Origin of the sequence: Rothia sp. P7208, assembly GCF_048512915.1 — a bacterium.
In the GTDB taxonomy this organism is placed as follows: Bacteria; Actinomycetota; Actinomycetes; order Actinomycetales; family Micrococcaceae; genus Rothia.
On sequence record NZ_JBLXXW010000001.1, the window covers coordinates 407,706 to 433,931 of the forward strand.

At 47.8% G+C, this 26,226-nt stretch carries 25 protein-coding genes; 8 read left to right on the forward strand and 17 right to left on the reverse strand.

What is annotated here, in order from left to right:
- Positions 1-181: 181 nt before the first annotated feature.
- From groL to ACN084_RS01905, 3 genes are all read right to left on the reverse strand, one after another.
- Complete coding sequence (groL, locus tag ACN084_RS01895; protein WP_419101025.1) at positions 182-1,804, reverse strand: chaperonin GroEL; 1,623 nt, start codon at positions 1,802-1,804, stop codon at positions 182-184.
- A gap of 265 nt (positions 1,805-2,069) precedes the next feature.
- The gene (locus ACN084_RS01900) at positions 2,070-2,618 is read right to left on the reverse strand and encodes a LytR C-terminal domain-containing protein (RefSeq protein ID WP_419101026.1); all 549 of its coding nucleotides are present in this window, start codon (positions 2,616-2,618) and stop codon (positions 2,070-2,072) included.
- Between the two features lie 117 nt (positions 2,619-2,735).
- A complete protein-coding gene (locus tag ACN084_RS01905; protein ID WP_419105712.1) occupies positions 2,736-3,002 on the reverse strand; it encodes a DUF3263 domain-containing protein in 267 nt (88 codons plus the stop codon).
- A gap of 122 nt (positions 3,003-3,124) precedes the next feature.
- Between ACN084_RS01905 and ACN084_RS01910 the strand changes: the two genes are divergently transcribed.
- Positions 3,125-3,823 carry a uracil-DNA glycosylase gene (locus ACN084_RS01910; protein WP_419101028.1) on the forward strand — a complete coding sequence of 233 codons (699 nt, stop codon included), beginning with the start codon at positions 3,125-3,127 and terminating at the stop codon, positions 3,821-3,823.
- Between the two features lie 9 nt (positions 3,824-3,832).
- Here ACN084_RS01910 and ACN084_RS01915 read toward each other — a convergent pair whose 3' ends face one another.
- The 9 genes from ACN084_RS01915 to ACN084_RS01955 form a co-directional block, all read right to left on the reverse strand.
- Entirely contained in the window at positions 3,833-5,887 is a 2,055-nt protein-coding gene (locus ACN084_RS01915; RefSeq protein ID WP_419101029.1) for a threonine/serine ThrE exporter family protein, read from the reverse strand.
- A 105-nt stretch (positions 5,888-5,992) separates the two neighbouring features.
- Entirely contained in the window at positions 5,993-7,093 is a 1,101-nt protein-coding gene (locus ACN084_RS01920) for a lipid II:glycine glycyltransferase FemX (RefSeq protein WP_419101030.1), read from the reverse strand.
- A 219-nt stretch (positions 7,094-7,312) separates the two neighbouring features.
- A complete protein-coding gene (locus tag ACN084_RS01925; protein ID WP_419101031.1) occupies positions 7,313-7,591 on the reverse strand; it encodes an HPr family phosphocarrier protein in 279 nt (92 codons plus the stop codon).
- Positions 7,592-7,696: 105 nt separating this feature from the next.
- A complete protein-coding gene (gene ptsP, locus ACN084_RS01930) occupies positions 7,697-9,397 on the reverse strand; it encodes a phosphoenolpyruvate--protein phosphotransferase (RefSeq protein WP_419101032.1) in 1,701 nt (566 codons plus the stop codon).
- Positions 9,398-9,613: 216 nt separating this feature from the next.
- The gene (locus ACN084_RS01935) at positions 9,614-10,576 is read right to left on the reverse strand and encodes a 1-phosphofructokinase family hexose kinase (RefSeq protein ID WP_419101033.1); all 963 of its coding nucleotides are present in this window, start codon (positions 10,574-10,576) and stop codon (positions 9,614-9,616) included.
- On the reverse strand, positions 10,573-11,364 hold the full coding sequence (locus ACN084_RS01940; RefSeq protein ID WP_419101034.1) for a DeoR/GlpR family DNA-binding transcription regulator: 792 nt from the start codon (positions 11,362-11,364) through the stop codon (positions 10,573-10,575). Before ACN084_RS01940 ends, ACN084_RS01935 begins: the two co-directional genes overlap by 4 nt.
- A gap of 131 nt (positions 11,365-11,495) precedes the next feature.
- Positions 11,496-11,951: a VanZ family protein gene (locus ACN084_RS01945; RefSeq protein WP_419101035.1), complete on the reverse strand. Its 456-nt coding sequence runs from the start codon at positions 11,949-11,951 to the stop codon at positions 11,496-11,498.
- A gap of 22 nt (positions 11,952-11,973) precedes the next feature.
- The gene (locus ACN084_RS01950; RefSeq protein WP_419105713.1) at positions 11,974-12,570 is read right to left on the reverse strand and encodes a histidine phosphatase family protein; all 597 of its coding nucleotides are present in this window, start codon (positions 12,568-12,570) and stop codon (positions 11,974-11,976) included.
- 37 nt (positions 12,571-12,607) lie between these two features.
- Positions 12,608-13,198, reverse strand: a complete 591-nt coding sequence (locus ACN084_RS01955; protein WP_419105714.1) for a histidine phosphatase family protein — start codon at positions 13,196-13,198, stop codon at positions 12,608-12,610.
- Between the two features lie 111 nt (positions 13,199-13,309).
- Here ACN084_RS01955 and ACN084_RS01960 point away from each other — a divergent pair, with 111 nt between their 5' ends.
- Together ACN084_RS01960 and ACN084_RS01965 are read left to right on the forward strand one after the other, a co-directional pair.
- Positions 13,310-14,035: an HAD family hydrolase gene (locus ACN084_RS01960; RefSeq protein WP_419101038.1), complete on the forward strand. Its 726-nt coding sequence runs from the start codon at positions 13,310-13,312 to the stop codon at positions 14,033-14,035.
- Positions 14,013-14,729 carry a hypothetical protein gene (locus tag ACN084_RS01965; RefSeq protein ID WP_419101039.1) on the forward strand — a complete coding sequence of 239 codons (717 nt, stop codon included), beginning with the start codon at positions 14,013-14,015 and terminating at the stop codon, positions 14,727-14,729. Before ACN084_RS01960 ends, ACN084_RS01965 begins: the two co-directional genes overlap by 23 nt.
- A 79-nt stretch (positions 14,730-14,808) precedes the next feature.
- Here the strand turns inward: ACN084_RS01965 and ACN084_RS01970 are convergent, their stop codons facing one another.
- From ACN084_RS01970 to ACN084_RS01985, 4 genes are all read right to left on the reverse strand, one after another.
- Positions 14,809-15,516, reverse strand: a complete 708-nt coding sequence (locus ACN084_RS01970; protein ID WP_419101298.1) for a methionine ABC transporter permease — start codon at positions 15,514-15,516, stop codon at positions 14,809-14,811.
- Positions 15,517-15,519: 3 nt separating this feature from the next.
- Positions 15,520-16,569, reverse strand: coding sequence for a methionine ABC transporter ATP-binding protein (locus ACN084_RS01975; RefSeq protein WP_419101040.1), 1,050 nt, complete (start codon positions 16,567-16,569; stop codon positions 15,520-15,522).
- 134 nt (positions 16,570-16,703) lie between these two features.
- Entirely contained in the window at positions 16,704-17,570 is an 867-nt protein-coding gene (locus ACN084_RS01980; RefSeq protein ID WP_419105715.1) for a MetQ/NlpA family ABC transporter substrate-binding protein, read from the reverse strand.
- Positions 17,571-17,791: 221 nt separating this feature from the next.
- Positions 17,792-19,510 (reverse strand): long-chain-fatty-acid--CoA ligase, encoded by a 1,719-nt coding sequence (locus ACN084_RS01985; protein ID WP_419101042.1) that lies wholly within the window; start codon positions 19,508-19,510, stop codon positions 17,792-17,794.
- Between the two features lie 137 nt (positions 19,511-19,647).
- On the opposite strand from ACN084_RS01985, the gene ACN084_RS01990 reads away from it, so the two are divergent.
- From ACN084_RS01990 to ACN084_RS02010, 5 genes are all read left to right on the forward strand, one after another.
- A complete protein-coding gene (locus ACN084_RS01990; protein ID WP_419101043.1) occupies positions 19,648-19,791 on the forward strand; it encodes a hypothetical protein in 144 nt (47 codons plus the stop codon).
- A 55-nt stretch (positions 19,792-19,846) separates the two neighbouring features.
- Entirely contained in the window at positions 19,847-20,791 is a 945-nt protein-coding gene (locus ACN084_RS01995; RefSeq protein ID WP_419105716.1) for a hypothetical protein, read from the forward strand.
- Between the two features lie 205 nt (positions 20,792-20,996).
- Positions 20,997-21,710 (forward strand): LuxR C-terminal-related transcriptional regulator, encoded by a 714-nt coding sequence (locus ACN084_RS02000; protein WP_419101045.1) that lies wholly within the window; start codon positions 20,997-20,999, stop codon positions 21,708-21,710.
- 80 nt (positions 21,711-21,790) lie between these two features.
- Complete coding sequence (locus tag ACN084_RS02005) at positions 21,791-23,119, forward strand: ATP-binding protein (protein WP_419105717.1); 1,329 nt, start codon at positions 21,791-21,793, stop codon at positions 23,117-23,119.
- Positions 23,106-24,185 (forward strand): hypothetical protein, encoded by a 1,080-nt coding sequence (locus ACN084_RS02010; protein WP_419105718.1) that lies wholly within the window; start codon positions 23,106-23,108, stop codon positions 24,183-24,185. Before ACN084_RS02005 ends, ACN084_RS02010 begins: the two co-directional genes overlap by 14 nt.
- Positions 24,186-24,735: 550 nt before the next feature.
- Here ACN084_RS02010 and ACN084_RS02015 read toward each other — a convergent pair.
- On the reverse strand, positions 24,736-26,220 hold the full coding sequence (locus tag ACN084_RS02015) for a dihydrolipoamide acetyltransferase family protein (RefSeq protein WP_419101048.1): 1,485 nt from the start codon (positions 26,218-26,220) through the stop codon (positions 24,736-24,738).
- Between the last annotated feature and the right edge of the window lie 6 nt (positions 26,221-26,226).

Below are 26,226 nucleotides of genomic sequence, written 5' to 3' on the forward strand. Positions count from 1 at the left end.
TCATCAATCCATCGTACGTTCAGAGTACTCTTTAATTCCCGCTTTTTCCTTCTCTAAGAGGAAGAAACCAGCCACAAGGTCTGAGGGTTTTCCCTTTCCCATGCTAAAAGACGGTGCCCCGATACCAGTAAAGTATCGGAGCACCGCCCTACAAAGAATTTTCAACATATCGTTGAAAAAATTACATCATGCCGCCCATACCAGGATCCATAGCAGGTGCAGCACCAGCAGGTTCAGGCTTGTTAGCAACAACAGCCTCAGTGGTCAAGAAGAGACCAGCGATAGAAGCAGCGTTCTGCAACGCAGAACGAGTCACCTTAACAGGGTCGTTGATGCCAGCAGCCATCAGGTCTTCGTACTCACCGGTTGCAGCGTTCAAACCGGTACCAGCAGGCAAACCGCGAACCTTATCAACAACAACACCGGGTTCTAGACCAGCGTTGGTCGCAATCTGCTTCAACGGTGCGTCGATAGCAACCTTGACGATATTTGCGCCAGTTGCCTCATCACCGGTGAGTTCAAGCTTCTCGAAGGCTTTAGTGCCAGCCTGAATCAAAGCAACGCCACCACCGGCGACAATGCCTTCTTCAACAGCTGCCTTTGCGTTACGAACAGCATCTTCAATGCGGTGCTTACGTTCTTTGAGTTCAACCTCAGTTGCAGCGCCAGCCTTGAGAACAGCAACGCCACCGGCAAGTTTAGCCAAGCGCTCCTGAAGCTTCTCGCGGTCATAATCAGAATCGGAGTTAGCAATCTCGCCACGAATCTGAGCTACGCGACCTTCAATAGCAGCTGCGTCGCCAGCACCTTCAATGATGGTGGTCTCGTCCTTAGTAACAACAACCTTACGTGCAGAGCCAAGAAGGTCAATAGTTGCTTGGTCCAAAGACAAACCGACTTCTTCGGTAATAACCTGTCCACCAGTCAAGATAGCGATATCTGCCATCTGAGCTTTACGACGGTCGCCAAAGCCAGGAGCTTTGACAGCAACAGACTTGATAGAACCACGCATCTTGTTCAAAACCAGTAGTGCAAGAGCTTCGCCCTCAACATCTTCTGCGATGATAAGAAGTGGCTTACCAGCCTGCATAACCTTCTCAAGAACAGGGACAAGATCTTTCACATTAGAGATCTTGGAGTTCACAATGAGAATATAAGGATCCTCAAGGACTGCTTCTTGACGGTCTGGGTCAGTGACGAAGTATCCGGAGAGGAATCCTTTATCAAAGCGCATACCTTCGGTGAGCTCAAGCTCTAGACCAAAAGTATTGGACTCTTCAACAGTGATGACGCCTTCTTTGCCGACCTTTTCCATGGCTTCTGCAATGAGCTTACCAATTTCGGTGTCGCCAGCAGAGATAGATGCGGTTGCAGCGATTTCTTCTTCAGTCTCAACTTCTTTAGCAGAAGAAAGAAGTTCAGCGGTAACTGCTTCAACAGCTTTCTCAATACCGCGCTTGAGGCTGAGAGGATCTGCACCAGCAGCAACGTTGCGGAGGCCTTCACGAACAAGTGCCTGAGCAAGAACAGTTGCAGTAGTGGTACCGTCACCAGCAACGTCATCGGTCTTTTTAGCAACTTCTTTGACCAGCTCTGCGCCGATCTTTTCGTATGGATCTTCGAGTTCGATTTCTTTAGCGATAGAAACGCCATCATTGGTAATCGTGGGAGCGCCCCAAGACTTTTCCAAAACAACGTTACGACCACGAGGTCCGAGAGTAACCTTCACAGCATCTGCTAGGGTATTCAGACCCTTTTCAAGGCCACGACGTGCCTCTTCTTCAAAAGCAATGAGCTTTGCCATTATGCTTAATCCCTCCTGGACTAAGAAAGTATTTTTCTCTCAGTTGTGCCCGCGACGGACGATGTTCTATAAGCCATGCTCTTCACAACTTATAAAGACATCTCACAAGATGAAAGTAGATATTCTCAAAGCTACCTACCGCGAATCTAGCACTAGGATTTAGCAGTCGGAGACTTTGAGTGCTAACAACAATTTTGACACCTCAAAGCACAGAGCGCAAACCTCTTGAAAGAACAAACACACTTAATCGCCCATAGCGCACAGATTACGGGGCAACGGCAGGAAGATAATCAGAGGCAAGAACAACATACAACGGGGAAGAACCAGAAGAACGCTCTTGAATATAACCAATACCTAACGCATCAGCCAAAGTATTAGCCTGTTGCTCATAACCGGCAGAATAAAACACTGTCGAAACATATACAGGCGTACCCTTCCAATTCTCTGTCACGGGCACAGGGTATCCTAAAGCCTCCACACGCTGAGTCAGTTCTGCAGCAGCACCCGTATAGGCCGAAGAGTTATAAACCTCAACCTTAATATCAGCAGGGTCAGTAGGAGCATAAGTTGGAGTCACAGCGCTTTCTGAAGCAGTAGCGCTCGCAGAGCCTGTTTCAGAAGCCACCGGAGAAAGAGTGCGTGGCTGAACCACAAACATTACTGCACCCACCAGAAGCGCAAGCGCACCAGCAACAACAATCAGAAGAGTCTGCCTCGTAGCATGAGCATTACCTAGAGGCTCACCACGATAAGCACCACGACGTTTTGAATTTTCAGGTACGTCGTCGAATTCATCATGAGGATACGAGTTCACATTAATCTCCGATAGCTACAAGCAATAGTTCTTCCATCTAGAGTACACAGGCTACAACCTAAAAACCCTTTTATTTTCCGTGGACTATCATCATAAAGAGCTCAAGACACCGAAAATTCAGGGCTTAGAATTGTCGCGTTGTTCCCTTAACCGACGGATCAACGCTGGTTCCTGAGCAATGACACGTGGAGAATCTATCAGTTCGTTAAGAATCTGATAATACGCTGTTGGATTTAATCCTAAACGTTCTCGAATCACTCGTTCTTTCGTCCCAGGATAACGCCAACGCTGCTTCTCTAAAGCAATCATCTTTTCTTCTTGTTCTGTTAGCCCTGTATCAGGAGTATGCTGAGAAGCGTACAACTCAGAAGTATCTTCGCACATATCACTCCCCCATCTTTCCTAACCCGGTATGATAAAAAATCCCATTGTATCTTATGTGTTCTGCCAAATAGCACACATATCATGACGCATAGCAACCATTCAAACGGTGAGAACGGAATCTCATGCCCGCTTTACCCCTTAAAGAAATTATGTCTCCAGACTGGGCTGAAGCCCTAGCCCCAGTAGAACACAATATCCGTGCCATGGGCGACTTTTTACGTCAAGAACACCAAGCTGGACGACGCACACTACCGCCGTCACAACAAATCTTCCGAGCCTTCCAAGAACCGCTAGCACAAGTTAAAGTCCTCATCATCGGACAAGACCCGTACCCCACCATAGGGCACGCCATGGGACTTTCTTTCTCTGTACACCCGCAAGTGCGCCCTATCCCACGTTCACTTCAAAATATTTACCGCGAACTATCCTCCGATATGAACATTACCCCGCCAGAACATGGTGACCTCAGCGCGTGGACGCAGCAAGGAGTACTTCTTCTCAACCGTGTACTTTCTGTTGGTGCAGGAGAAGCCGGATCTCATAGAAATAGAGGGTGGGAAAATATCACCAGCTGCGCAATTGAAGCTCTCGTCCAACGAAAACAGCCGCTTGTCGCCATACTGTGGGGACGAGATGCACGAAATACGAAAACTCTTATCTCACCCTACCCCTGTATCGAATCAGCACACCCATCACCTTTATCGGCATCACGCGGATTCTTTGGATCACGACCCTTCTCAAAAGCAAACGAATTGCTAGTTCAACAAGGAGCAGAGCCTATTGATTGGCGACTTCCGTCGTCAACACCTATAGCGCCCTAAAACGTTAGGCTAACGGTCAAAGACGGTTGTGGAAAGATCTTCTCGTTCACGCCCGAAACGTTGAATCAGCCACTGCATGAGGTAATGCCCCAACGCAACACCTGAAGCCATCGCAACAATAATTGCGGCAGCGGTGATAACGCCGGGCATTGAGTTGAGGGTGTCGGTCTCTACCGTAAAAGAGTACATACCTCGGAATAATGACAAACCAGGTAGGAGGAATGTTAGAGACGGAATCGCAAATATGGCTTGTGGGGCGTGCAGACGGTATGCCAAATATGTGCTGACCATACCAATAACGAAAGCTGCTACCGCCGTATTACCGCGCCCTGCACCTTCTCCCAAGAAAAAGGTGTACACGTGGTAAGTGCTCAGCCCGCTTAAAGTTACTAGCGCAATCCACCACAATGTTTTCAACCGTGCATGAGTTGTAATAGCAATAGCAAGGGTAGCGACTGTCATCCAGAAGATGTTATCGACGATAGTTGGTTTCGCAAAAACCGACTGCGATACGTCAATAGTGGTTGCCGTTGTAATCGATAAGACGGTTACACCGCTAGCGAGTCCCACAACAAGCCCCAAAAAAGACATACCTGTAGACACAAAACGACCCGCAGCAGTTACCGGAAAACCGTTAATCGCGTCTTGCACCGCCGACACTAACCTAAAGGTCGGTAAAAGCATGATGAGTCCGGCAGCAACAATGTGAGGACCAGAGACGTTCAACCCGATACTATGCAAGATTGAGCCGTCATCTGTAGCGTAAATCGCGACGAAGGTAATCACTGCAGCACAAGCAGCCATATTGAAGAAGCTAGGCATTCCCATTTTGTTCATGATTCGAGTAATAAAATGAACGATGACCCATACCATTGCAGATAACGCCGCAGCATAACCGCTACCACCAATACCCATGGTGAGTGTTCCAGCAGCAATAATATTTGCTAACCACACCACCATCGGTGAGTATGGTTTCTTTTGAGCGTTAATCGCATTTAATGTTTTTTCAGCTTCTTCACGGTCAATACCGCGGTGGGTAATTTTATGAATCAGACGGTATATATCAGCCAAAGAAGCATAATTATCAGAGGTGGAACGTACCACGCGCACCACAGTATGGCTGAAACGTTCTTCTTTGAGAGTACGACGTCTTGAATCAAGGATTTCTACATGACCGTCAACGTCAGAAACATAGTTGATAATCACTGATTGATTAGTGATATCCACTTCAACGTCTTCAAGCCCATACGCGGAGCAAACAGCGACAATAGCAGAATCCACATCCATGGCGTCAGCACCATAGTGAAACATCGTTTCAGCAAGGCGTAATGTAAAGTTCAGTACGTCTCGTGCTTGTTCTTTCTCTTGTACAAGCTTCTCACGATCACGTCGGGTCGATAATGAAAACTGGCGTTGAGCAATGCGACCTAAACCACGAATGGGTGCGGTCAAAGAAGGGTCTGCTCGAACAAAAGAACGTAAAGAAGAAGAAACCCAACCTCCCCTAGTGTTTTTAGGTTCGACTTTAGGGATAGACGTTGTTGCAGGGGATACAGAAGGGTAACTACCTTGTTGCATCCCTGTAGCAGAAATCGCTGATTGTTGCGTGGATACAAGAGGAATACCACTAGTTAGCGGGGCAATAGGTTCTTGTTCTGGTGTGCGTAACGGTTCAAAGGGGCTAGAAGCAGAAGACACCGCATGCTGGTCAGGTTGAATTCCCGTAGAGGCATCCCCAAAGGGGCTGTTGGGGGCAAGATTCTCAACCGGAGCAGAAGCAACAGCCGATATGTTCGGACTAAAAGGCGTCTGCTCAACTTGTTTATTCTCTAATGCCTGACGAAGAGCAGTATCTTGTACCCGGTCCAAAGAAATAGCAGGCATATTGCCCGGCATTTTGGTAGGGGTTTTCGTTTCAGGTCGCGATGTTCCAGCTCGAGGAAGTGAGACTGTTGCACCGAACGCTTGCGAGGTCGGTTGTTCTGGCGTTGCTTGGTCAAAGGCAGCGGCGGAGGGGTATGCCTTTTGCTGTAGCTGCTCATCCGAATGAGTGCTAAGAGACATTGCCACCTCCGCCGAGTTGCGTCAAAAGATTTGCCATCACGTCTTATTGTGCTGATGTGTTCTCGTTACACAAAATACAATACGTAGCTGGGCTTATCCTACGGTTTAGTAGAAAGGTTGCCCTGTTTTGCGAACCCAGAGACCACGCATAACCTTCTCAGCAAGACGATTCCATATGGTGTATTTTGCCGGAGAAAGAACATAATCCCAGACACCAACATAGTCAATGACGGTTTTTGTAAAGGATGTCTTAAAAAGACCTAAACCATAGTGATGGTGTTCTTTATTTTTGAGCTGATCTTTAGGCGGAGTACCGCAGAAGTCATAGCTCTTAATGTGGTATTCCTTCATGAGGTCCGTCAAAGCAGTCCACTGTACTTGATGTGAGTCGCCATATTGTTTACGACGAGGCTTAGAACCACCATCTTTATAGGTTCCTTTATCGCCATAACGAATAACGTAAGCACCGACAGAGGGTTCGCCGTCTTCATAGGTGAAGTAGAGGCGTCCTTGACCAGCTTTTTCAAAAGTTGTCCAGAAGTCACGGTAATACTCGTATGACCGGAGGTGGACATTTGCTGAGCCTTGTCCGACAGTGTCCATGAGCGCATACATGGTGCGCATATTCTCATCAGTAAGTTCGACACGTTCCACTTCGCAACCTTCACGAGCAGAACGACGAACGGCGTTACGCCCTCGAGAGTGAAGAGATTTAAGAACATCTTCTTCGCTCTTGTCAGTATCAAGGATGGCAGTAGAGTCGTTAGGCTGAATATTCCATGACTTAACCAGACCAGCTTTTGACAGGACGGCGTTGGTCTGTTCATCAGCGAGAATATCTGGCTCAATTTTAATCAGGAATACGCCAAGTTTATTCTCTTCTACGAAACGCTTACTTGCTTCAAGAATGGCAGGTACATCTTCTACGCTGTAGACGTCTGGGCCTTTAATCATGTACCAGACTTTTCCAAGTGCGGGCACACTTTTTTCAAGAATAAGGTTATAGCTGGTCAGTGAAGTTTCCGCACCTTCGACCTCTGTTGTACCTTCATATACGAGGTATAGAGGTTTCCAGCCGTGCTTAGCTTTTACTGATGCAAATGATGCTGACTGCAAGAGGTTTCCGCCATTGGGGTTAGCAATAACGTGCTCATCCCAGGTCGCTATTTCTTCTGCAGTGGCAAAACGCGCTGTAAATTCTCGCAAGGGCCTCAACTTCCACATCGGTGCAAGGTTTTTCTTGCACTTGTTCTTGTTTGTATCAAACTCTAAGTGTAACGACCTACGCCACCGGAATACAGCCTGACTTGATGTGACAGGAAGCATTTTCTGAGAAATAGGTGCTTAGCGTAGAACGTAATGTCATGACGATGCCCCGCCTCATACATTGCATACAAGACGGGGCATCGACAAATTGTTTAAAGACTACTCAGCGTCGTGGTCGGTCTCAAGAATCTTTACAAGAGATTCGAGAGCTTCCTCGGCGCCTTCGCCTTCTGCGCGAAGAACAACGCGGTCGCCGTGCTTTGCGCCAAGAGACATCAAAGACAAGATGGAAGCTGCGTCCATAGCCTCATCTGCTGGCTCACCTTCAGCGGCGATGGTTACCTCTACGGGAAGGTCGCCAGCTGCTTCTGCGAAGATAGCTGCTGGGCGTGCGTGCAGGCCAACACGGCTTGCGATGGTGGCGATACGTTCTGCCATGATTTTCTCCTTGAGATAAGAGTGCGGGAAAAGTTATCCCACTATCGAGTCTAGGACAGATTGGATAGGTTTTGCACTACCAAACCAGCCTATGTCGGTTTGTTTTTAGAGACCGAGTTCTTCAAGAACAGGGAGTTTCTTACGTGCTGCGTTTTTAGCTTCTGCAGAAGAGATCTGTGCCAAAGCGTCAGCCGCAATTTCTGCCGCTTGTTCTTTAGTAACGGAGCGAAGAACTGCTGCAACAGCTGCCATAGCACCAGCATTCATAGACAAGGTGTCTACGCCAAGTCCGACGAGAACAACAGCTAAGGCAGGATCTGATGCTGCTTCACCACACACCGAAACATATTTTTTGACGCCGTGGGTTTCTGATGCTTTACGTGCACCTTCAACGGTGAGCTTAATCATTTTCAAGACTGCAGGCTGCCATGGGTTGTTCAGGTGAGCAAGGTCGCCCAAAAGACGGTCTGCTGCCATGGTGTATTGGGTGAGGTCGTTGGTTCCGATGGAGATGAAATCAACTTCACCCAAAATAGCTTCAGCGTTTACGGCTGCAGCTGGGGTCTCTACCATGACACCTTTAGTTTTAATGCCGGCTTTGTCCAACATATTCTTGAACTTACGAGCTTCAGAGGTCGTTGAAATCATCGGCGCCATCACCCAGATGTCAGCTTCGGTCGCGTCAGAGGCACGCTTAATAGCTTTAAGCTGGCGCTCTAGAACACCGGGAACAGCGTTATCGGTGCGGAATCCGCGTACACCCAAGGCAGGGTTTTCTTCTTCTGTAACGTTCAAGAAGGGAAGGGGCTTATCTGCACCTGCGTCGAGGGTACGAACAACAATGTGTTGACCAGGGAAAGCATCGAAGACTGATTTGTAGGTCTCTGCCTGAGTCTCTTCACTTGGTTCGGTGTCGTTACCGAGGAAGCCAAATTCGGTGCGGAGTAGTCCAACGCCTTCAGCCTGTTTGCTAGCAGCCTTCTCTGCAGATTTTCCGTCACCAACGTTAGCGTAGAGGGGAACGTGGGTTCCGTCGGCTAGTTCACCCTTGCCGGTGAAGTCAGGTAGAGGCTTACGATTTGCATATTTAGCAGCTGCTTCTTCGTGTTCAGCAGTAGGGCTAGTCTCGATAATGCCTTCGTTGGAATCGATATATACCTTGGTTCCGTTAGGAATTTCGGTAACTCCCTTAGCAGCAACAACAGCAGGAAGGCCAAGTCCACGCGCCAAAATTGCGGTGTGTGCTTGAGGTCCACCGTCAGAAGTAATCAAGGCGATAACTTGAGAGGGGTCAAGAGTTGCAGTGTCGGCAGGAGCAAGATCTACAGCAGCCAAGATGAAAGGCTCATTTGATTTAGGTACGCCTGGTGCTTGCTGTCCGGTGAGTTCTGCCACGATACGAGCACGCACGTCATGAATGTCGGTAACGCGTTCTGCCATGTAACCACCGAGTGATTCCATCTGCCGAGCAAAGTCACTAGCAGCTTCCCAGATAGCACGTTCGGGGGCTAGGCCTTGTGCCTCTACCTTTTTAATAGCGCCTTTAAGGAGTGCGCGGTCAGTTGCCATCTGCGATGTTGATTTAAGGACGGCTTTTCCGTCTCGTCCTGCGCTTTCGGCACGCTCTAGAAGATCGGCTTTGACCGCCTGAGCTGCTTGCTGAATACGCTCAGCGGCTTGTTCTGCAGTTTCGCCTTCAGCTAGCGGCAAGCCTGCTTTAGGTTCTTTGATGGGGTCTGGCATCTGAAGTACCGGACCAATAACGCGACCGGCGTAAACGCCAACGCCTTTATAGGTAGTAGTCATGTAGAGTTCCTCTATTCCTTATGTATCGAAAATATCGCTATATCTTGTGTGTACGTTGAGCAATGCTTACGCCTTAGACAAGATTCCCTTTTTGTTTATAGTTGTGTAGACATCATCTAGAGCAGGCGAGCGCTCCTCCCTTATCAGAAATGATATTGGCTTCTTGAAACGTGGTTTTATGGTTTCAAGAAGTCACTACTTCAGGCCATAGAGAAACTAGAGGGTTATCTCTCGAACGCTCACGGCGTCGGTGCGAGTTTCTGCTACGGTCGAAACTTGAGTACCTGGTAGTGCTGCAGCAGCTGAGCCTTGAGCTACGGCTTGTACTAAACATTCCACGGGGGTTTTGCCGAGTTCGTGGGCGATTAGATAGCCGGCAAGGGCGCAATCCCCTGCTCCGACGGTGCTGCGGACTTTTACAGGTTCGTGTATGGCGTGCCATGCGCCTTCTCGTGTGACGAGAACAGCGCCATTGCTGCCGAGGGTGGCGAGGACGGTGTCGATGCCACGGTCGACTAGCTCTTTAGCTGTACGTGCGGTGAGTTCTGCGTCTTTTTCGAGGGATTCCCAGGCTTCTGGTGTGCCGACGAGTTCAGCGAGCTCTTGGGCGTTAGGTTTGATGAGGTTTGGCATTCCGTCTTGTCCGGTGACTGCGTCACGTAGGGCGGTACCGGATGTATCGACCGCGATGAGTGGGGCTTTTTCTCCTTGAGCTTCGCGAATAGCGCGACCGACTACTGCGTAGTAGTCGCTGGGAACACCCGAGGGTAGGGAGCCTGCAAGAACTAGCCATGAGGCGTCGTGAGTCTCTTTAATTAGGAGGCGTGTGAGTTGTTGTTGTGCCACGTCGTTGAGAGGTTCACCGGGAGCATTGATTTTGGTGGTGGTTCCGTCTGGTTCGACGATGGTGATATTTGAGCGTATGGGTGCACCGATGGGCATGTTGGTGAAGTTGACGCCTTCTTCGCGTAGGCATCCTAGGACAGCGTCTTCGTCGTCGCCGGGAAGTATCGCGACGGTGTCGAAGCCAGATACTTTGAGGGCGCGGGCGATGTTGACGCCTTTTCCGCCGGGGTCGTCTACAGCGTGTTCAGCTCGTATGACTGCCCCTCGTTGGAGGACTCCGGGCAGTTCTACGGTACGGTCCATGCTTGGGTTAGCAGTTAATGTGATGATCATGCGATCAGTACCTCTACATTGGATTCTTCAAGTGCGGCAGCTAAATCACCGTCTGGAGCTTTATCGGTGATAAGGACGTCGATGTCTTCTAGCCCCGCAAAACGTACTAGTGATTCTCGTCCGAACTTTGCTGAGTCGCAGAGGAGTACCACTCGACGCGCAGATTTTACAATCGCGGTTTTGACGGTTCCTTCGTTAATTCCGGGGGTGCTGAGTCCGAAGTCTGCGTCTAGCCCGTTGACGCCGATAAAAGCGATATCGGGGCGGATGGAGGCAAAGTGTTCTGCAGTGCGTGAGCCGATGGCGGCCCACGTCATTTTTCGGACTTGGCCACCGATGAGGTCTAGAACGATGCCGTCAGCTTCAGCTAGTTTAACGGCGATGTGTAACGCATGAGTGATGATGAGACGGTCTGCCCCAGATTTGAGGCTGAAGTCTTCTGCTGCGATACAATCAGCGAGAATCTGTATCGTTGTTCCAGCGTCAAGAACGATAGCTCCGGCATCGGATTCTTGAAGGAGTTCGTATGCTTTGCGCGCAATACGATTTTTTTCTGGATTGTTTTCTCGCTGGCGAGATGCGATAGAAGATTCTACGGAGGTAGATTGCTCTACGGTTACAGCGCCGCCGTGGACTCGTCGTAGGCGTCCCTCAGCTTCGAGGGCTGCTAAGTCTCGGCGAACTGTTTCCATTGTGACTTCATAACGGCGCGCTAGCTCTGCGCCGTTGACTCGACGCGCGGTGGCAACGAGCTTCGCGATTTCAGCGCGGCGTTCTTCAGCGAACATAAGAAAATCACCTTGTATTGTGGAAATAAATAAGTCTTGTGAATTTGATTTTATGTGGGTTTATGTTGTTTCGTCAATGTAATAAGAGACAAACCCACGCAATATTATGTGTTGTTATTCTCTCACCCGAGTTAAGCCCTACGACGCAACCGATACGAGGAATACTTCAACGTTACCACCGCAAAGACCCAACCGAGGGAAGCTCCTAAAGTATTAGCAAGAATATCTAAGAAAGAACTTGTACGCTGTGGTAAAAACAACTGAATACACTCAATCGTACACGTTACCAAAAAACCCACAAGCGGCACGTAAGAACGGTATCGTCGCCGAACGAGTAAAGTACCCAGAAAACCTCCTGGCACAAATAAAATAACGTTACTCAACCATTCCACAGTCGAATACGTAAACCAAGACGGCAACCATCCCGCTTCGTGCGAGTGTGCTAAGAACTCAGCCAGCCATAAACCGCCGCTATTATCATCAATATGTCTTGGCCAAAGGACGATAAAACCCAATGCCAGAAGATATAGCCCAAAACTTAGCTGAGCTGCACGGTATAACAGCCGTTGTGCAGATGGAACAAACATCAAGACCTCGTACTCAAATACCCTATGGTTTACCCACCAGAAGAGGTTCGTTCTCTTCTGCCCAACGGAACAAGCCATCAAGAGGAATCTCCAGAGCCTGAGCATTAGGTACGGTTTCTTTCCATTCTTCTCCTCGAGAAGCACTTAGCACACGACGAATCAGTGAACCGTGAGAGACCGCAATAATATGTTGTCCAGGATAGTCTGAGACAATCTGACGTAAAGTTTTGATACCGCGAACGTACACTGAACGTTCTGATTCGACTCCTTGATAAAAGGCGTCTGGTTCACGGCGAGCTTCAGAAGAAATATCTTGCCCTTCAGCCTCCCCATAATGACGTTCAACAAGGCCCTCATACGTTCTCGAAACCTCCACACCCAAATAGTTGCCAACAATTTGAGCGGTTTCTAAGGCTCTCGATAGCGGAGAAGACACTATCACATCACAACGAATGCCCTCCTGAGTTAGTTTCTGAGCGGTGTCGAGGGCTTGTTCACGACCAACTTCGTTCAGTTCAATATTGCTAGAGCCTTGCATGAGACTTTTTCTGTTCCAGTCTGTTTGCCCATGACGAATCATTAGCAAAGATCCCGTCAGAAGAGGCTCTACATCATGCATATTTTTTCCTTCGCGCGTTAGTAGGAGTATAAAAGTTCTATCCTTGATAAGACTCAAGGGTGTGAAGTGGCAGTTCAGTCACCGAAGCATTCTCGGGGATACTGTGTTCTTCACCAGTCAACGCCGTCATGATTTGAGCAATCCATAGACCATGGGCCACCACAATAATATGGCGGTTAGGATGCTTGGCAACGATCTCTTTAAGAGCGTTAATACCGCGCTGAATCATCTCAGAGAGAGGTTCAACGTCGGGGAATTGCTCTTGAATATCACGCCAGTGATATTCAGTTGCGACGAGCCCTTCCGCAGCACCGAAGGAGCGTTCTTGAAGTCCTTCATGTGTACCAGAAATATCTAGGTTTAGATGCTCACCAATGATTTTTCCTGTCTCATAAGCGCGCGAAAGCGGAGAAGTGACGATTAGTTCCCAAGCAAACTCAGGAGTGTGTTCACGTATCTGTTGCTGGTAGTCAGTGAGATTTTGAGCGGCTACTTGTGCTTGCCCTCGGCCTGCATCATTCAACGGAATATCGCTACGGCCTTGAAAACGACGCTCAACATTCCACGCTGTTTGCCCGTGACGAATCAATACCATGCGAGCAGAAAAATCAGAAGATAAAGAACCCATGCCTCTTATTATCTCAAACTCTTAGAAGAAGCGAAGAGTTTGAAGTATAGAGATAAGGCACAGTTCTTGGTGTATCTTCCACCGACTTCATGAATATGAAACAATGAAGCTATGTTTACTCATTCTGTTGACCCCGCATGGTTTCCTACGTGTGCCGTCTTCGATTGTGATGGAATACTCATCGATTCTGAACGCAGCTGGAATGCCGTCCAAAAACAAATTTTCAAAGAGTACGGAACAGAGCTAACTCCCGATATTGAACGGCAATTAGTCGGGGCGGCAGCTCCCGCGGTCGCCCGCACCCTCGCAGATAAGACACTACCCAACGACGCCACCGAGACAGCAGCAGAAGAACACTACCAGAAAATTCTGCATCATTTGATGAGTGTAGAACACGATGTGATTCGTGATGGAGTTCAGCTCATACCAGGAGCTCGAGAAGTCATGGCATTACTAGCTGAAGTCATGCCGGTTGCGGTAGCTTCCAATAGCAGTCAAGAATTATTGACATACAAAGTCAATCACCACCAATATAGCCAGTACCTTCAAACATGGGTTGGTTCAGATGCGGTTGCTCAACCTAAACCAGCGCCCGATATGTATTTAGAAGCTATCCGTCGCCTCGGCGGAAACCCTGCAGACACCCTCACCTTTGAAGATTCCGCAACGGGAACACGTGCGGCTCAAACAGCTGGAACCGTCACCATGGTGTACACCCAAGATATTGAGCATGCTCCAGCAGCTCAGGGGCATTTCGATAGCTTCCGTGACGAAAAGTTCCTCACCCAAATTAAGCGATGGATAGAGCTATACCGTGAGCACCACCCCAACTCCTAAATCACCCCAACACAACGGGAAGTACGGTCTTCGCTTCGACCAAATGGACGAAGAAGAACTCGAGTATTACCGCGAGTTCTGGGAGATACCGCAAACACCCGAAGATACCAACACCGTTGTGTCTGAGCAAAGACTTATCAACGCAAAAATGCGAATGGTTTCGGGGCTGAGCTTCACGGTCATTCTCATTGGGTTGTTAAGCACCACATTGGGGTTCCTGAGTTCCTATCTTGTTGCAATAGTCGCAGGAATTGTCATTGTCATCGTCGGGGCCACGATTTTAATGATGGCAAGGCGCCGTTATACGAGGCTTCTTGGCACAAGCTATCGAACATTGCACATTCATCGGCGCCATAAACGGTGGTTTCGTATCGCCCATGTTCTAGCAGTTCTTGGGGTGCTGTGCGCCATAGCAAGTATGAGTATTATTCCGAAGATTTTTGAGCATGAAGAGATTGCTCTTACCCGAAGCCACGTTGTCCTATGGAATGAGCTTTCATTGCTCTTTCTTCTGGTTGCAGCACTTATCTACGGTATTAACTTCTTATCGGTTTATACCCCTGTCGACGATGATGAAAGCATCATTCGCCCTACCGATTATGCGCAACAACGTCTAGCTCAAGATCTTGCAAAAGATAAAAAACGCCATGACGATGAAGATTTCTACGATTCATCATGGATTAGTGGACGATAACAAAAAGCACTGAACACACTAGAAGGGGTGGGGTGAAACTCTTAGAGAGTTTCACCCCACCCCTTCTCTTTAACAAACCTTATCGGCGCATCACTTTACGAGCTAACGTGTTACCGACAAGCTGAATGAGCTGAACCAAAATGATAATAATAGCGACAACAGCCCATGTAATCGCATCGTTGAAACGCTGGTAACCGTCGACCAAAGCGACTTTACCAAGACCGCCACCACCGATGTAACCGGCCATTGCAGACATATCAACCACACCGATGACTAAGAAGGTGTATCCAAGGATGAGAGGGCCAAGTGCTTCTGGCACCATGACGGTGAAAAGAATACGCATCTTGGATGCTCCCATAGCACGAGCTGCTTCAATCACACCAGGATCGATAGAAACCATGTTTTGTTCAACGATACGGGCAATAGCGAAAGAAGCTGCAAAGCACATCGAGAAAATAGCAGCATTCACACCAAGGCGAGTGCCCACAACAATTGAGGTCAACGGCCCTAAAGCTGCCAGAAGGACGATAAAAGGGATAGGGCGAACAATATTAACAATGACGTTCAACAAGATGTTGATGGGTCGATTTGCCAGAATATTCCCTTGTCGTGTGGTGTACAGCAAAGCGCCAATTACTAACCCCACGAAACCAGCAATAATCATCGTAATCGAGACCATATAGATGGTGTCGAATAAGGCGGGAAAGAGTTTTTGGGGTAAGAATTTATCCCAGTCCACGTCATTAGCGGCAAGAAGAGTGCCATTAGCAGTTGTCAAAGCGCTCATCATTTAGCGAACCTCTCTTACGGCGGTAACGGTGGCAAGTTCAGCAACAACCGCATCAATACTTGTAACGTCCCCGACGAGTTCGAGGGTTAGGTTTCCGTAGCTTTTACCTTGTAGGGTTTCCATACCACCTTGTACAAAGTTAAATTGCACCCCACGTGCGCTAAGGTTAGAAAGAATTTTACCGATACCGTAGTTTCCTTCTGTCACCTCGATGTTAATGAGGTATCCACGGTGTTGTCGGCACAGTTTCTTAGCGTAATTGCCACGTGGAGTTTGTTTAACGGTGGTGGCGACAAAGCGTCGAGCAACTTCTGTGCGAGGGTTTGAGAAAACGTCATAGACGTTACCGAGTTCTACCACTGCACCTTTTTCCATGACAGCAACACGGTCGGCGATGGTCGAAACAACGTCCATCTCATGTGTGATGACAACGACGGTAATTCCGAGTTCTTCATTAACTTTTTTGAGGAGAGCAAGTACTTCGTGAGTGGTCTCTGGATCTAGTGCAGATGTTGATTCGTCTGCTAATAAGAGAGAGGGCGATGTTGCGAGCGCACGCGCAATACCTACACGCTGTTTTTGTCCTCCGGAAAGCTGGTCAGGGTAGTTTTTCGCTTTGTCGCTGAGTCCCACAAATTCCAGCATTTGTTCGACTCGTTCACGGCGTTTTGCTTTATCCCATCCAGCAATTTTGAGGGGAAATTCGACGTTTGCTGCAACTGTTCGGGAGTTCATCAAATTAAATTGTTGGAAAATCATGCCGATGTTATGTCGAGCAACACGAATCTCAGATTCTTTTTTTCCAGAGATGGTGAATCCGTCAACGCTGAGGCTTCCAGAAGTGACGGTTTCTAATCCGTTGATTAGTCGGACGAGAGTTGATTTTCCGGCGCCAGAGTATCCGATGATGGCGAAGATTTCTCCACGCATAATCTCTAGTGAAACGTTGTTGACGGCGGTGACGATGTTCTTTCCGACGGTAAATTGTTTGGTGACGCCGTCGAGAACAACCATGGGTGTGGGGTTCTCCTGCTGTGCTGCGGTACTCATACTGATGCTTTCGGGATGTTGTTCGTCTCTAGCTATGCTCTATACAAGGCAAAGCGGTAACTGATATTGCAATCTTTGGTAGGTCCTTAAGACTGCCATAAAAATCAGTTACCGCTTTACTTATGTGAGGAAGATTAGCTTTGACGTTTCTCGTCTTCTGCTTTCTTGAGTGTTTCACGAAGGTCTTTGACGTCGGTGTTTACTTCTACAGCGGTTCCTTCAGTGTCTTCTTGGACGACTGCCTGAACTTCTGGGGTGTGGAAAAGCTTGACGATTTCCTTATATTTTTCGTTGTCAGCGTTATCGGCTTTGGCAACAAATAGGTTGACGTAAGGCTTCGCGGAGTCATCGGCTGGGTCGTCTTGAGCTAAAGCGTCTTTGGGGTTGAGCTTTGCGTCGCGGATGAAGTCATTGTTGATTACTGATGCGTCAACAGATTCTAGAGAAAGTACTGTTTGTGCAGCGTCAACAGGAGTAATTTTAACCTTTGACTGTGCGGTGTCGATGTCGTCAACAGATGGGCTTTTTACGTCATCGGAGGTGAAGGTGACGAGGTTATTTTTCTTGAGAAGAAGTAGCGCTCGCGCTTCGTTGACGGTGTCATTGGGGATGGCGATTTCTGCGCCCTGAGGGATGTCGGCTACAGAAGTGTGTTTCTTGGAGAACAGTGCCATGGGGTAAATAACGGTGGGACCGACAATTTGGAGGTTGTCGTTTGCTTCGACGTTGTAGTTTGAGAGGTATGCGATGTGTTGGAACCAGTTGAGGTCGATATCGCCGTTATGTAGTGCGGGGTTGGGCTGAGTGTAGTCGGTGAACTCTTTGTATTCGATGTCGATGCCTTTATCGGCAGCTACTTCTTTGAGTTTTTCGTTGACGGGGTCTGCCCCGACAACTCCGATGGTGATTTTGTTGTCTTCTGCTGGGGTTTGAGTGGAACCGCATGCAGAGAGCCCGAAAGCTAGCGGTAGGAGAGCCAAAGTGGCAACAAATTTCTTCACGGCTATGAATCTTTCTGTTGTTGTGTGCTTGTTGTGCAACCACTTTTTGAGCAGAACCTTCTGGTAGCTCTACCGCTAATCAAGTGGTGTCCTCCTGTGTTTGGTAAGGAGGTAGTTATCATTCAAACATGATGGAGCGATGAGTGCGAACTCGTTACGTTACGAGGTCGTTTTTCATAGTTTTAACGAAAAGAAGCGCAATAATGTCACAAAACGTAATATTACTGTTCTCCGTATTTCTCTTCTAATTTCTTCCGCACTTCACGACGCAGAGTCTTACCCAACATGGAACGCGGTAAATCATCAACCTCAAAGATTTTGCGGGGCACTTTATACCGAGTAACAAGACCGTAGCAATGTTCACGCAGCTCATTTTCATCTATCGCGCAGCCCTCTACCGGCACTACTGCGGCGACAACCATCTCGCCGCCACCAGGCTGAGGCAGACCCACCACAGCAGCATCTTGAACCGAATCATGTTGACGTAAAGCGACCTCAACTTCAGTGGGTGAAACGTTGAAACCTCCGGTAATGATGACTTCTTTAATGCGGTCTACCACGTATAGGTAATAGTCTTCATCAAAAGTCACGATATCTCCGGTGCGTAACCACCCATCCGGAGTAATTGCTTTCATCGTTGCTTCTTCACGCTTCCAATACCCGCGAAAACGTTGTGGGCCTCTAACCCATAGTTCGCCTTCGTCCCCAAGGGCAACATCTTCCAAGGTTTCAGGATTCACTACCCGAATATCTACCCCAGGAAACGGCACACCAATAGATCCGGCTCGCCGAGTATCGTTGAGGGCGTTACAGGTCACCAGAGGAGCACACTCAGTGAGCCCGTACCCTTCAATAAGGTACCCGCCAGATTGTTCTTCCCATTCAGCAACAAGTTCTTTCGGTAAGTTCATCGCACCAGAGACGGCATACCGAATTCCCTTGAGGGAGAAATTTTGTTCCTTTGCACGGTCTAGTAAACGACGATAAACCGGAGGAACAGCAGGAAGAATCGTTGGCATAACTTTCTTCATTGCTTTGAGAATCAAGTCGATATCGACTGTTGGAAAAATCACGAGACGAGCTTGACAGACCACTGCAATCGTCAGTCCAAGTGTCATCCCGTAGGCGTGGAATAGGGGAAGTACCGAATAGATGACTTCATCATCCCCTGGCTGAATCCACTCTTCTCCCATACGCGCATTTGCTTCGCAGTTACGGTGCGTAAGCATTACGCCTTTGGGCTGTCCAGTAGTGCCTGAGGTGTAGAGCAACAGCGCTAAGTCATGAGCGGTTGGTCGATGATGTGAAGGGTCAATCGGCGAATTTTTAAGGAGCGTTTTCCACGGCGTTGTTCCGCGAGCAGGTGCTGTAAGTTTTGCGCGCGAGGAACGAGCAGTCTTGAGCGGAAGTTTAAGAGCCGCACGCATATGCAAAGGCATGGCCTCTAACATGTTCACTGAATAGATACGTTGGGGGCGTACGTCAGCTGGCAAATTAGTCACGTTTGTTGCTGCTTTATCCCACACAATTGCGACTTTTGCTCGATGGTCTTCGAACATATGACGGAGTTCAGCAGAGGTATATAACGGGTTATGTTCTACTACCACAGCACCCAAACGCATCACCGCATAGAAAGCAACAATATGCTGAGGACAGTTCGGAAGAATGAGAGCAACTCTATCCCCCTGATTCACGCCCGCCAGACGAAGCCCCTCAGCTACACAACGAATTTGTTCACCTAGTTCTGCATACGTTGTTGTGGCTCCAAAAAATTGTAAAGCAACCTTTTGAGGGACTTCACGCACTGCTTTTTCCATTAGATGACTTAGCGAAGTATCAGGAAGGTCCAAGTCATAAGAAACACCAGCACAATAGTTCTTGTACCAGGGACGATGAGCTAACGGAAAATCATTCTGAGCAGTGTTATTAGCTTTTTGCATACCTATGATTGTGCCACGAAAACCACTATGCGGGCATAACTCTCTCAGGGGAACATCCTTGAAGAGAGATACTTCATCTTTCTCTCCTGGGACAGTCTTTATACCATTTATGGCTATTCACTGACATACTTAGCTATATGGCTAAAAAACTTCCACCTATTACCGAAGAAGAGTTCAGTGAGCTGATTCGTCATATCACAAAAAGAATGTTGATTGGTGGGGCTATTGCGATTCTGATTGGGGTTGCCATCATTGCAATAACCGCATTCTTTAACAGCTGATACATCTTAGGTTTGAATAGCACACCCGTTGTCCACAAAGTCCAAGGCGCTGAAGATGAATAGAAATCATAGTTCGCGGAATCGTCCTGCCGGTCAAGACCCTTATCCGGCTGATGATGACGCCACTCGTATCATTCCCTCCTATGATGCTGGGTTCTACGACGATACCCCTACAGAGGTACTCTCTCATGAGGATGCGCCAACGCGCCCTTTTAATACTCGTAGCACGCAGAAGGGTTCCTCCTATGATTTTGACGCCCCCACTCAGGTGATAGGCGGAGCATCGAACTACCATCAACAAGGACACGGACACTATATGGAGGAACCTCCAACGGTTCCGTTCAATCAGTATTCGGCTTCGGCTCCTCCGTATAGGAACTCTTCGAGACCTTCAGGTTCTCAGCCTCAAACAAGTCATGCTATTCACCCGAAGACTGGTATGCCGGTGCGCCTGATGCAGATGCAGTTATTACCGTGTTTCTTGGGTTGGATTGTTGGCTACACCCTTTTTGGTTTTCTTCTAAACTTCTATGACCTTGCAATATCGTTATTAGGGGATCGTTTCGGTTTAACATCCTCTTACGGTTCAGAACATACAAGCGCAATTCAGGCAATGTTAACAGCGCCTGAAAGCACTATGAGCAACATACAGTTATGGGTGGTAAGCACCGCATTGCTCTATGGTATTGCTTTTTCTTTTGCCGGTTATACGGCAACTCGTCTGACACGAGTTAGCCCGTTTAAACAGTCTTTGGGCATTATGCTTTGGCACGGTCTTTTCGTCGTCATCACGGTTATTTTCTCTTTTATTCCTGTGATCGCTCAGCCGTTCCATATCCCCTCGCTCACGCTATTATTTGCAGAGAATTTCCCGTATGGGTTCTTGCTATTTGCGGGGTCGGCTATCTGCATTTTTACGGGTTCGTTGTTGGGCTCTTTCTTTGGGCTAAGGTACGGCAAGCAGGTCGTTCAGGAGCAAGAACGTAACATAAGAGATTAAAATTTTTATTAGGCTTGCGAAGTATAAAATTTAGCACGTCTTATTAACTAAAGTTGTAAGATGTTACTACATCTAGCTGAACCTAGTTTTGGTTCACAAGAGCATAAAATAATTCATATATTTTAATGATCATTGAGGTGAACTGAACCCATATCCCACGCAGCGCGTGAGTTGGCAGGAAACCAGAGTATCTAACGGGGAAAAAATGACTCTTACACGAGTAGCAATTGTCGATGACCATGAAGTCGTGCGCGAAGGTATGCGTGCAGTAGCAGAAAAAGCAGAAGCAGTTGAGCTTGTAGCAGCTTCCCCTACCGTCAATGACTTACTAGTAGCTTTAGGGCGCAACCCCCGTAACCCCAGCACTGCAGACCTTGGAAAAATTAAACGAGACTGCGATGTTGTACTTTTAGACCTGTCGCTCCAAGACCGTTCCCGTCCTAGCGAAAACGTAGAATTATTACGTCAAGCCGGAGTCAAAGTCCTCATTTTCTCCATCGGTGAGAACCCCGCACTGATTCGTGAAGCGTTGAAGTCTGGCGCACTTGGCCTTGTCCGTAAATCTGAGCCTTTAGAACATGCACTAGCTGAGGCAAAAAATATTGCTGATGGTAAAGCTGTTGTCACTAAAGAACTCGCCGCAGCTATCGACGGAGACCACGAGTTCTCACGAGCAAATCTTTCTCCTCGAGAGCAAGAAACTTTGCGTCTATACGCTTCAGGGTTCGCGCAAGTACAGGTAGCACGCCGTATGGGTATCAAACAGTCTGCGGTTAAAACTAATATCGATCGCATTCGTGAAAAATACGCGCGTGTAGGCCGTCCTGCCCCCACGAAGATTGACCTCAGAATTCGTGCTATTGAAGATGGACTGGTCGACACTATGGAAGATATTAGCAGCGCAGAACGTTACTTCTAATCAGGTAAGCACCGCAAAACATAACTGCTATACTGTTCTCTGCATTAGTAGAGATCGTAGCCCCCACTATAGGAAATAGGTTGAATAGACTCAGAACTGGAGCTACAAAAGACCTGTCACGCTCCTTGCAACAGGGTTTTTCGCTCCGGACCTTATTCTCTGGGGAATCCCGGCAGCACCGCACCACCAATGACCTGGCGACGACCTATACTTTTGAGGTATTTTTTGCGCCCCTAGCAGTAGCTCTACTAGTACAAGGTCTTGCAATACCTAGTCACCATGTCATTGATTTTGCCCTCTGGCATATTATTTTCGCCTTATGTGTATTACTGCATTCTGCCAGTCTGATTTATCTGGGAATGCGCAAAGATGATTCGCCGAAGGTGGCTCTCTTACCCCCGTTGTTCATTGCCTACGCCGCATATCTGACCTGGCCGCTAGCAGTAACCCCTGAAACGAGCACTGCTCTCATGCCGTGGTGCCGTTTTCTTGGTCTTTACGGTCTCATCACACCCATCTGTCTAGGAAATTTCCGAACCGTTATTTATAACGTTATAGGACTTTCAGCAGCTCTTTTTGGCGGACTGATTTTTGCGTCTTATCGAGCGACATCAGAAATTCAATTAGATGAGGCTCTTGGACGAACAGTAACGTTTACGATAGCGGCGCTTATCCTCGGTACGATGTTCGCATATATCAAAGATTTTGCACGACGAACGGACTCCGTATATTCTGATGCACTCTCATCAAAACTTCAGCTTAACCGTTCAAAAGACCAGTCAAAAGACCTTCAAGAATTCGATAAGCTCGTCCACGATAATGTGATGGCAGCTCTCCTCGATGCCAGCCGTATGGCTGGACCGGTAGCAGATAGAACACGTACGCTTGCTCAACGAGCCATTAGTGTTCTTGAAGAAGAAGCCTATAAAGCTGAACCAAAGAGTTTTATCACCTTCCAAGAGCTCACCGAACAAATTGCCACAGGTGTATATCCTTGGAATACTCGTTTACGTTTCGTACCGGAAAAACGACAAACCTTCCCACGCGCTAATCCTAACAGCACCATACCAAACGACACTGCACGCGCTTTTACTCATGCCGTCACGGAGGCCGTCTCTAATAGTGCGCGACATTCTGGGACTCGAACGACCTTCATTAGTATTCGTACAGAACTGCGTAGACCGAAAAATTCCACGAAACGTGTCGATGAAGAGAAATCTTATATTTACTGCACCGTTAGCGATAAGGGGCAGGGCTTTGACCTTAAGAATCTTGATATTCGTCGCCTTGGTGTGCGCGTATCAATGATTCGTTCTATGGAAGAGGCTGGAGGGAGTGCAACTATTGAGTCAGCACATCATAGGGGCACGACCGTCACCATTCAATGGCCGAGTGATGACCATGCATAATACTCGTCAAATGTTCAATAAAAAATACCACAATATTACAAACGTTAAAAAGTATTATAATGCGCCGGCCTTCCGTATCAGCTCACTAGCAATTTTTGTGCTTCTCTCTCTGGGATACCTTACATGGCATATATCATTAGCCGCTATCCCGCTCGGCAATGATGTAACCCTCATTGCATGCATTGTGTTGAACATGATTTTATTATTGTTCCCCACACAAAAAAGCATAAAACTCCCGCTCATTCTTTTACCAATCATCATGTTCGTTTCGATGCTTATTACGCAGTTAGCACTGAGCGACTTACCACATAACCTACGGCCTTTCTGGCTACTCTGGCCCGTTTCTGTCACCCTGATTACTTGCATTATTCTGGTGCTCCGGGAGCGCACCTATACTGCTGTTGCCATCTATATTATTTCGGCTTTATTAGTCGCTAAATGGCATCAAAATCTTTTTACCTCAACGCTCACCATTTTGGCAGAGTTCATCATTCCTGCATTTTTGATTAGAGCGGCATATATTTTCCGACAACAAATCACTTCTATTGATAGCGTCCTCCGCCAAACAATACGACTCATTAAGCGTTTGCAATCTAATAACGCACAAGAACAAGATATTAGTAATATTGCCGCTCAACGAGTTCAAGAAGTACGAGCTTTGACCGAAGGCATGTTACACCGCATCGCGTATAACGATGCTCCGATTACAGCTGAAGAAATTGATGACTTTCGTTTTACCGAGGCACAGCTGAGAGACACTATTCGTGGTCGATATATTGCGAATCGTTCCATTCTCGACGCTGCCCTTAAAGCTCGACGCAGAGGCGTCAAAGTGGATATTCTTGACGAGCGCGGTTGCTCACTCCCAGAAGCTGTTGAAAGCTCTCTGACTGAATGCGCACTTGATTTATTAGGCCGCGCAACAGGCGGAACTATCACGATTCGCGCTTTTCCAGCCAGCGACAAAGTTGCTGTCATGGTCGTTCATGATGGCAATGACGAAGATGACGAGAGCCCTTCAGCTATCGAGATTATGCAAGGAACTGGAGAAGTTATACAGTTCTAACAAGGCTGTTTCTCTCCTCTTCCCAAATAGCATATTTCCGAAACCACCATCGCCCATATGACGAATAACATACGATATCTTCTCGTAACGTGGAGTAAACGGCGCGAAAACAATACTTTGTAGGCTTATTTGCACTATAAAGTAAACAAGTTTAGGGACATACATTTTCAATACTTTTTGGAATAATTATTTTTATGTTGAGAGAAGTGGCAACCTCATCGGGAGGTACCAACATCTAAAAATTCTCTGGGAATGTTGGGGGACGGACCCAGAAAATATTCAACATACAAGGTGTAACACCAGGTTCTTATCAACGGAGATTGAAGAATCTTTTTGACCGTTGAGAAAGTTCTTGGGGGAGAACATCTCAACAACTCATATAAGAACACTTGTCATTCTGGGTAGTTCGCACTCATCATGAGTACCGCAGAGAATCCAGAATATAAGGCTGGTAATACACCGCCTTGACGTAAGGCCCGCAGGTACGAGTACCTGCGGGCCTTACGTTGAGAAGAAACTCTCCCTAAATATTAAAAATATCAGCCTCTGACTATTCCAAGAGCAAAGCTGGCTCTTCCAAGATGGCAGCAACATCCGCCATAAAACGAGCAGATAAGTCACCATCAACCACACGATGATCAAAAGACCCGCCAAGAGTCGTCACCCAACGAGGAATCACCTCACCATCAACCACCCACGGCTTTTGCTTAATCGTGCCAAAAGCAATAATGGCAACTTCTCCCGGATTAATAATTGGAGTTCCCGTATCAATACCCAAAGCACCAATATTCGTAATGGTCATCGTCCCCTGAGCCATCTCACTCGGCTGTGTTTTACCTTCACGGGCACGAACCGTTAACTCATGGAGTGCTACAGCAAGTTCCTTCAACGAAAGCTCTTGAGCATCCTTAATATTAGGAACCATCAAACCCCGCGGAGTCGCTGCAGCAATACCCAAATTCATAAAATGCTTAATAAGGATCTCTTGATCAGTCCATGTCGCATTCACCTGAGGATTTCGAGCAGCTGCCCAAATAACAGCCTTTGCCAAAATCAACAAAGGCGTCACCTTAACCCCCGCAAACTGCTCTGAAGTTTTAAGACGTTTCACAAACTCCATGGTGCGAGTAGCATCCACATCCACAAAAATAGAAACATGCGGAGACGTAAAGGCAGACTTCACCATAGCCTTAGCAGTAGCTTTACGAACACCACGTACTTTAATCCGTTCAATACGGTCGCCACCAGAGCCCTGCGGTATCCAAAAAGACTCAGGGAAAACTTGCTCCGTTGTCGAATCTTTTTCACGCAGATGAGCCACATAATTTAATAAATCACTCTTAGTCACCTGACCATGATTTCCAGTAGGAACAACATCCGCAAGGTTAACCCCCATATCCTGTGCAGCTTTACGCACCGGAGGTTTCGCCAACATCTGCGGACGAGGAATAGAACCCACCGGCTGGTTAGCAACCGGTTCCTTCTCTACAACAGGAAGACGTTTAAGCCCTTCTTCCCACAAAGCACTCGCTTTTTCTGTCAAGGCGCTCAACGACGCCCTCGAAAAACGTCGTTCGTGAGAATCTTCCTGAACCGAATCATCAGATACTTGAGGCTGAGCAGATAACGCAGGCTGATGTTTCACCCCATCTGCTACACGGCGTTTACGGGCACGACGCTTGATAGGGTCAGCTTTAGGCCCCGAACCAACCAAAGTACCCTGGACTGAACTGCCCTGAGCGTTATTGTCTTCAGCAGCTTCGTGAGAGTTCTGCCCCGTAGACTCAGAATCCTTTTCGGAAGACGAGATAGTAGCCAACGCAGCACCAACCTCAAGAGTTTGCCCCTCCTGAGCGTGCAACTCCTGAACCACACCCGCATAAGGGGATGAAAGTTCCACCACCGATTTAGCAGTCTCTACTTCAACCAGCACATCATTAATCGCAACAGTATCACCGCAGGAAACCTTCCACAGAAGAATCTCTGCTTCAGTGAGGCCCTCTCCCACATCGGGAAGTCTAAATACCTGAGACATCGTTTG

Excerpts from the sequence above, each read along its gene's own strand:
- groL (WP_419101025.1), bottom strand. The coding sequence starts at position 1,804 with ATGGCAAAGCTCATTGCTTTTGAAGAAGAGGCACGTCGTGGCCTTGAA.
- ACN084_RS01905 (WP_419105712.1), bottom strand. The coding sequence starts at position 3,002 with ATGTGCGAAGATACTTCTGAGTTGTACGCTTCTCAGCATACTCCTGAT.
- ACN084_RS01910 (WP_419101028.1), top strand. The coding sequence starts at position 3,125 with ATGCCCGCTTTACCCCTTAAAGAAATTATGTCTCCAGACTGGGCTGAA.
- ACN084_RS01915 (WP_419101029.1), bottom strand. The coding sequence starts at position 5,887 with ATGTCTCTTAGCACTCATTCGGATGAGCAGCTACAGCAAAAGGCATAC.
- ACN084_RS01925 (WP_419101031.1), bottom strand. The coding sequence starts at position 7,591 with ATGGCAGAACGTATCGCCACCATCGCAAGCCGTGTTGGCCTGCACGCA.
- ptsP (WP_419101032.1), bottom strand. The coding sequence starts at position 9,397 with ATGACTACTACCTATAAAGGCGTTGGCGTTTACGCCGGTCGCGTTATT.
- ACN084_RS01935 (WP_419101033.1), bottom strand. The coding sequence starts at position 10,576 with ATGATCATCACATTAACTGCTAACCCAAGCATGGACCGTACCGTAGAA.
- ACN084_RS01940 (WP_419101034.1), bottom strand. The coding sequence starts at position 11,364 with ATGTTCGCTGAAGAACGCCGCGCTGAAATCGCGAAGCTCGTTGCCACC.
- ACN084_RS01945 (WP_419101035.1), bottom strand. The coding sequence starts at position 11,951 with ATGTTTGTTCCATCTGCACAACGGCTGTTATACCGTGCAGCTCAGCTA.
- ACN084_RS01950 (WP_419105713.1), bottom strand. The coding sequence starts at position 12,570 with ATGCATGATGTAGAGCCTCTTCTGACGGGATCTTTGCTAATGATTCGT.
- ACN084_RS01955 (WP_419105714.1), bottom strand. The coding sequence starts at position 13,198 with ATGGGTTCTTTATCTTCTGATTTTTCTGCTCGCATGGTATTGATTCGT.
- ACN084_RS01960 (WP_419101038.1), top strand. The coding sequence starts at position 13,310 with ATGTTTACTCATTCTGTTGACCCCGCATGGTTTCCTACGTGTGCCGTC.
- ACN084_RS01970 (WP_419101298.1), bottom strand. The coding sequence starts at position 15,516 with ATGAGCGCTTTGACAACTGCTAATGGCACTCTTCTTGCCGCTAATGAC.
- ACN084_RS01975 (WP_419101040.1), bottom strand. The coding sequence starts at position 16,569 with ATGAGTACCGCAGCACAGCAGGAGAACCCCACACCCATGGTTGTTCTC.
- ACN084_RS01985 (WP_419101042.1), bottom strand. The coding sequence starts at position 19,510 with ATGCAAAAAGCTAATAACACTGCTCAGAATGATTTTCCGTTAGCTCAT.
- ACN084_RS01990 (WP_419101043.1), top strand. The coding sequence starts at position 19,648 with ATGGCTAAAAAACTTCCACCTATTACCGAAGAAGAGTTCAGTGAGCTG.
- ACN084_RS01995 (WP_419105716.1), top strand. The coding sequence starts at position 19,847 with ATGAATAGAAATCATAGTTCGCGGAATCGTCCTGCCGGTCAAGACCCT.
- ACN084_RS02000 (WP_419101045.1), top strand. The coding sequence starts at position 20,997 with ATGACTCTTACACGAGTAGCAATTGTCGATGACCATGAAGTCGTGCGC.
- ACN084_RS02010 (WP_419105718.1), top strand. The coding sequence starts at position 23,106 with ATGACCATGCATAATACTCGTCAAATGTTCAATAAAAAATACCACAAT.
- ACN084_RS02015 (WP_419101048.1), bottom strand. The coding sequence starts at position 26,220 with ATGTCTCAGGTATTTAGACTTCCCGATGTGGGAGAGGGCCTCACTGAA.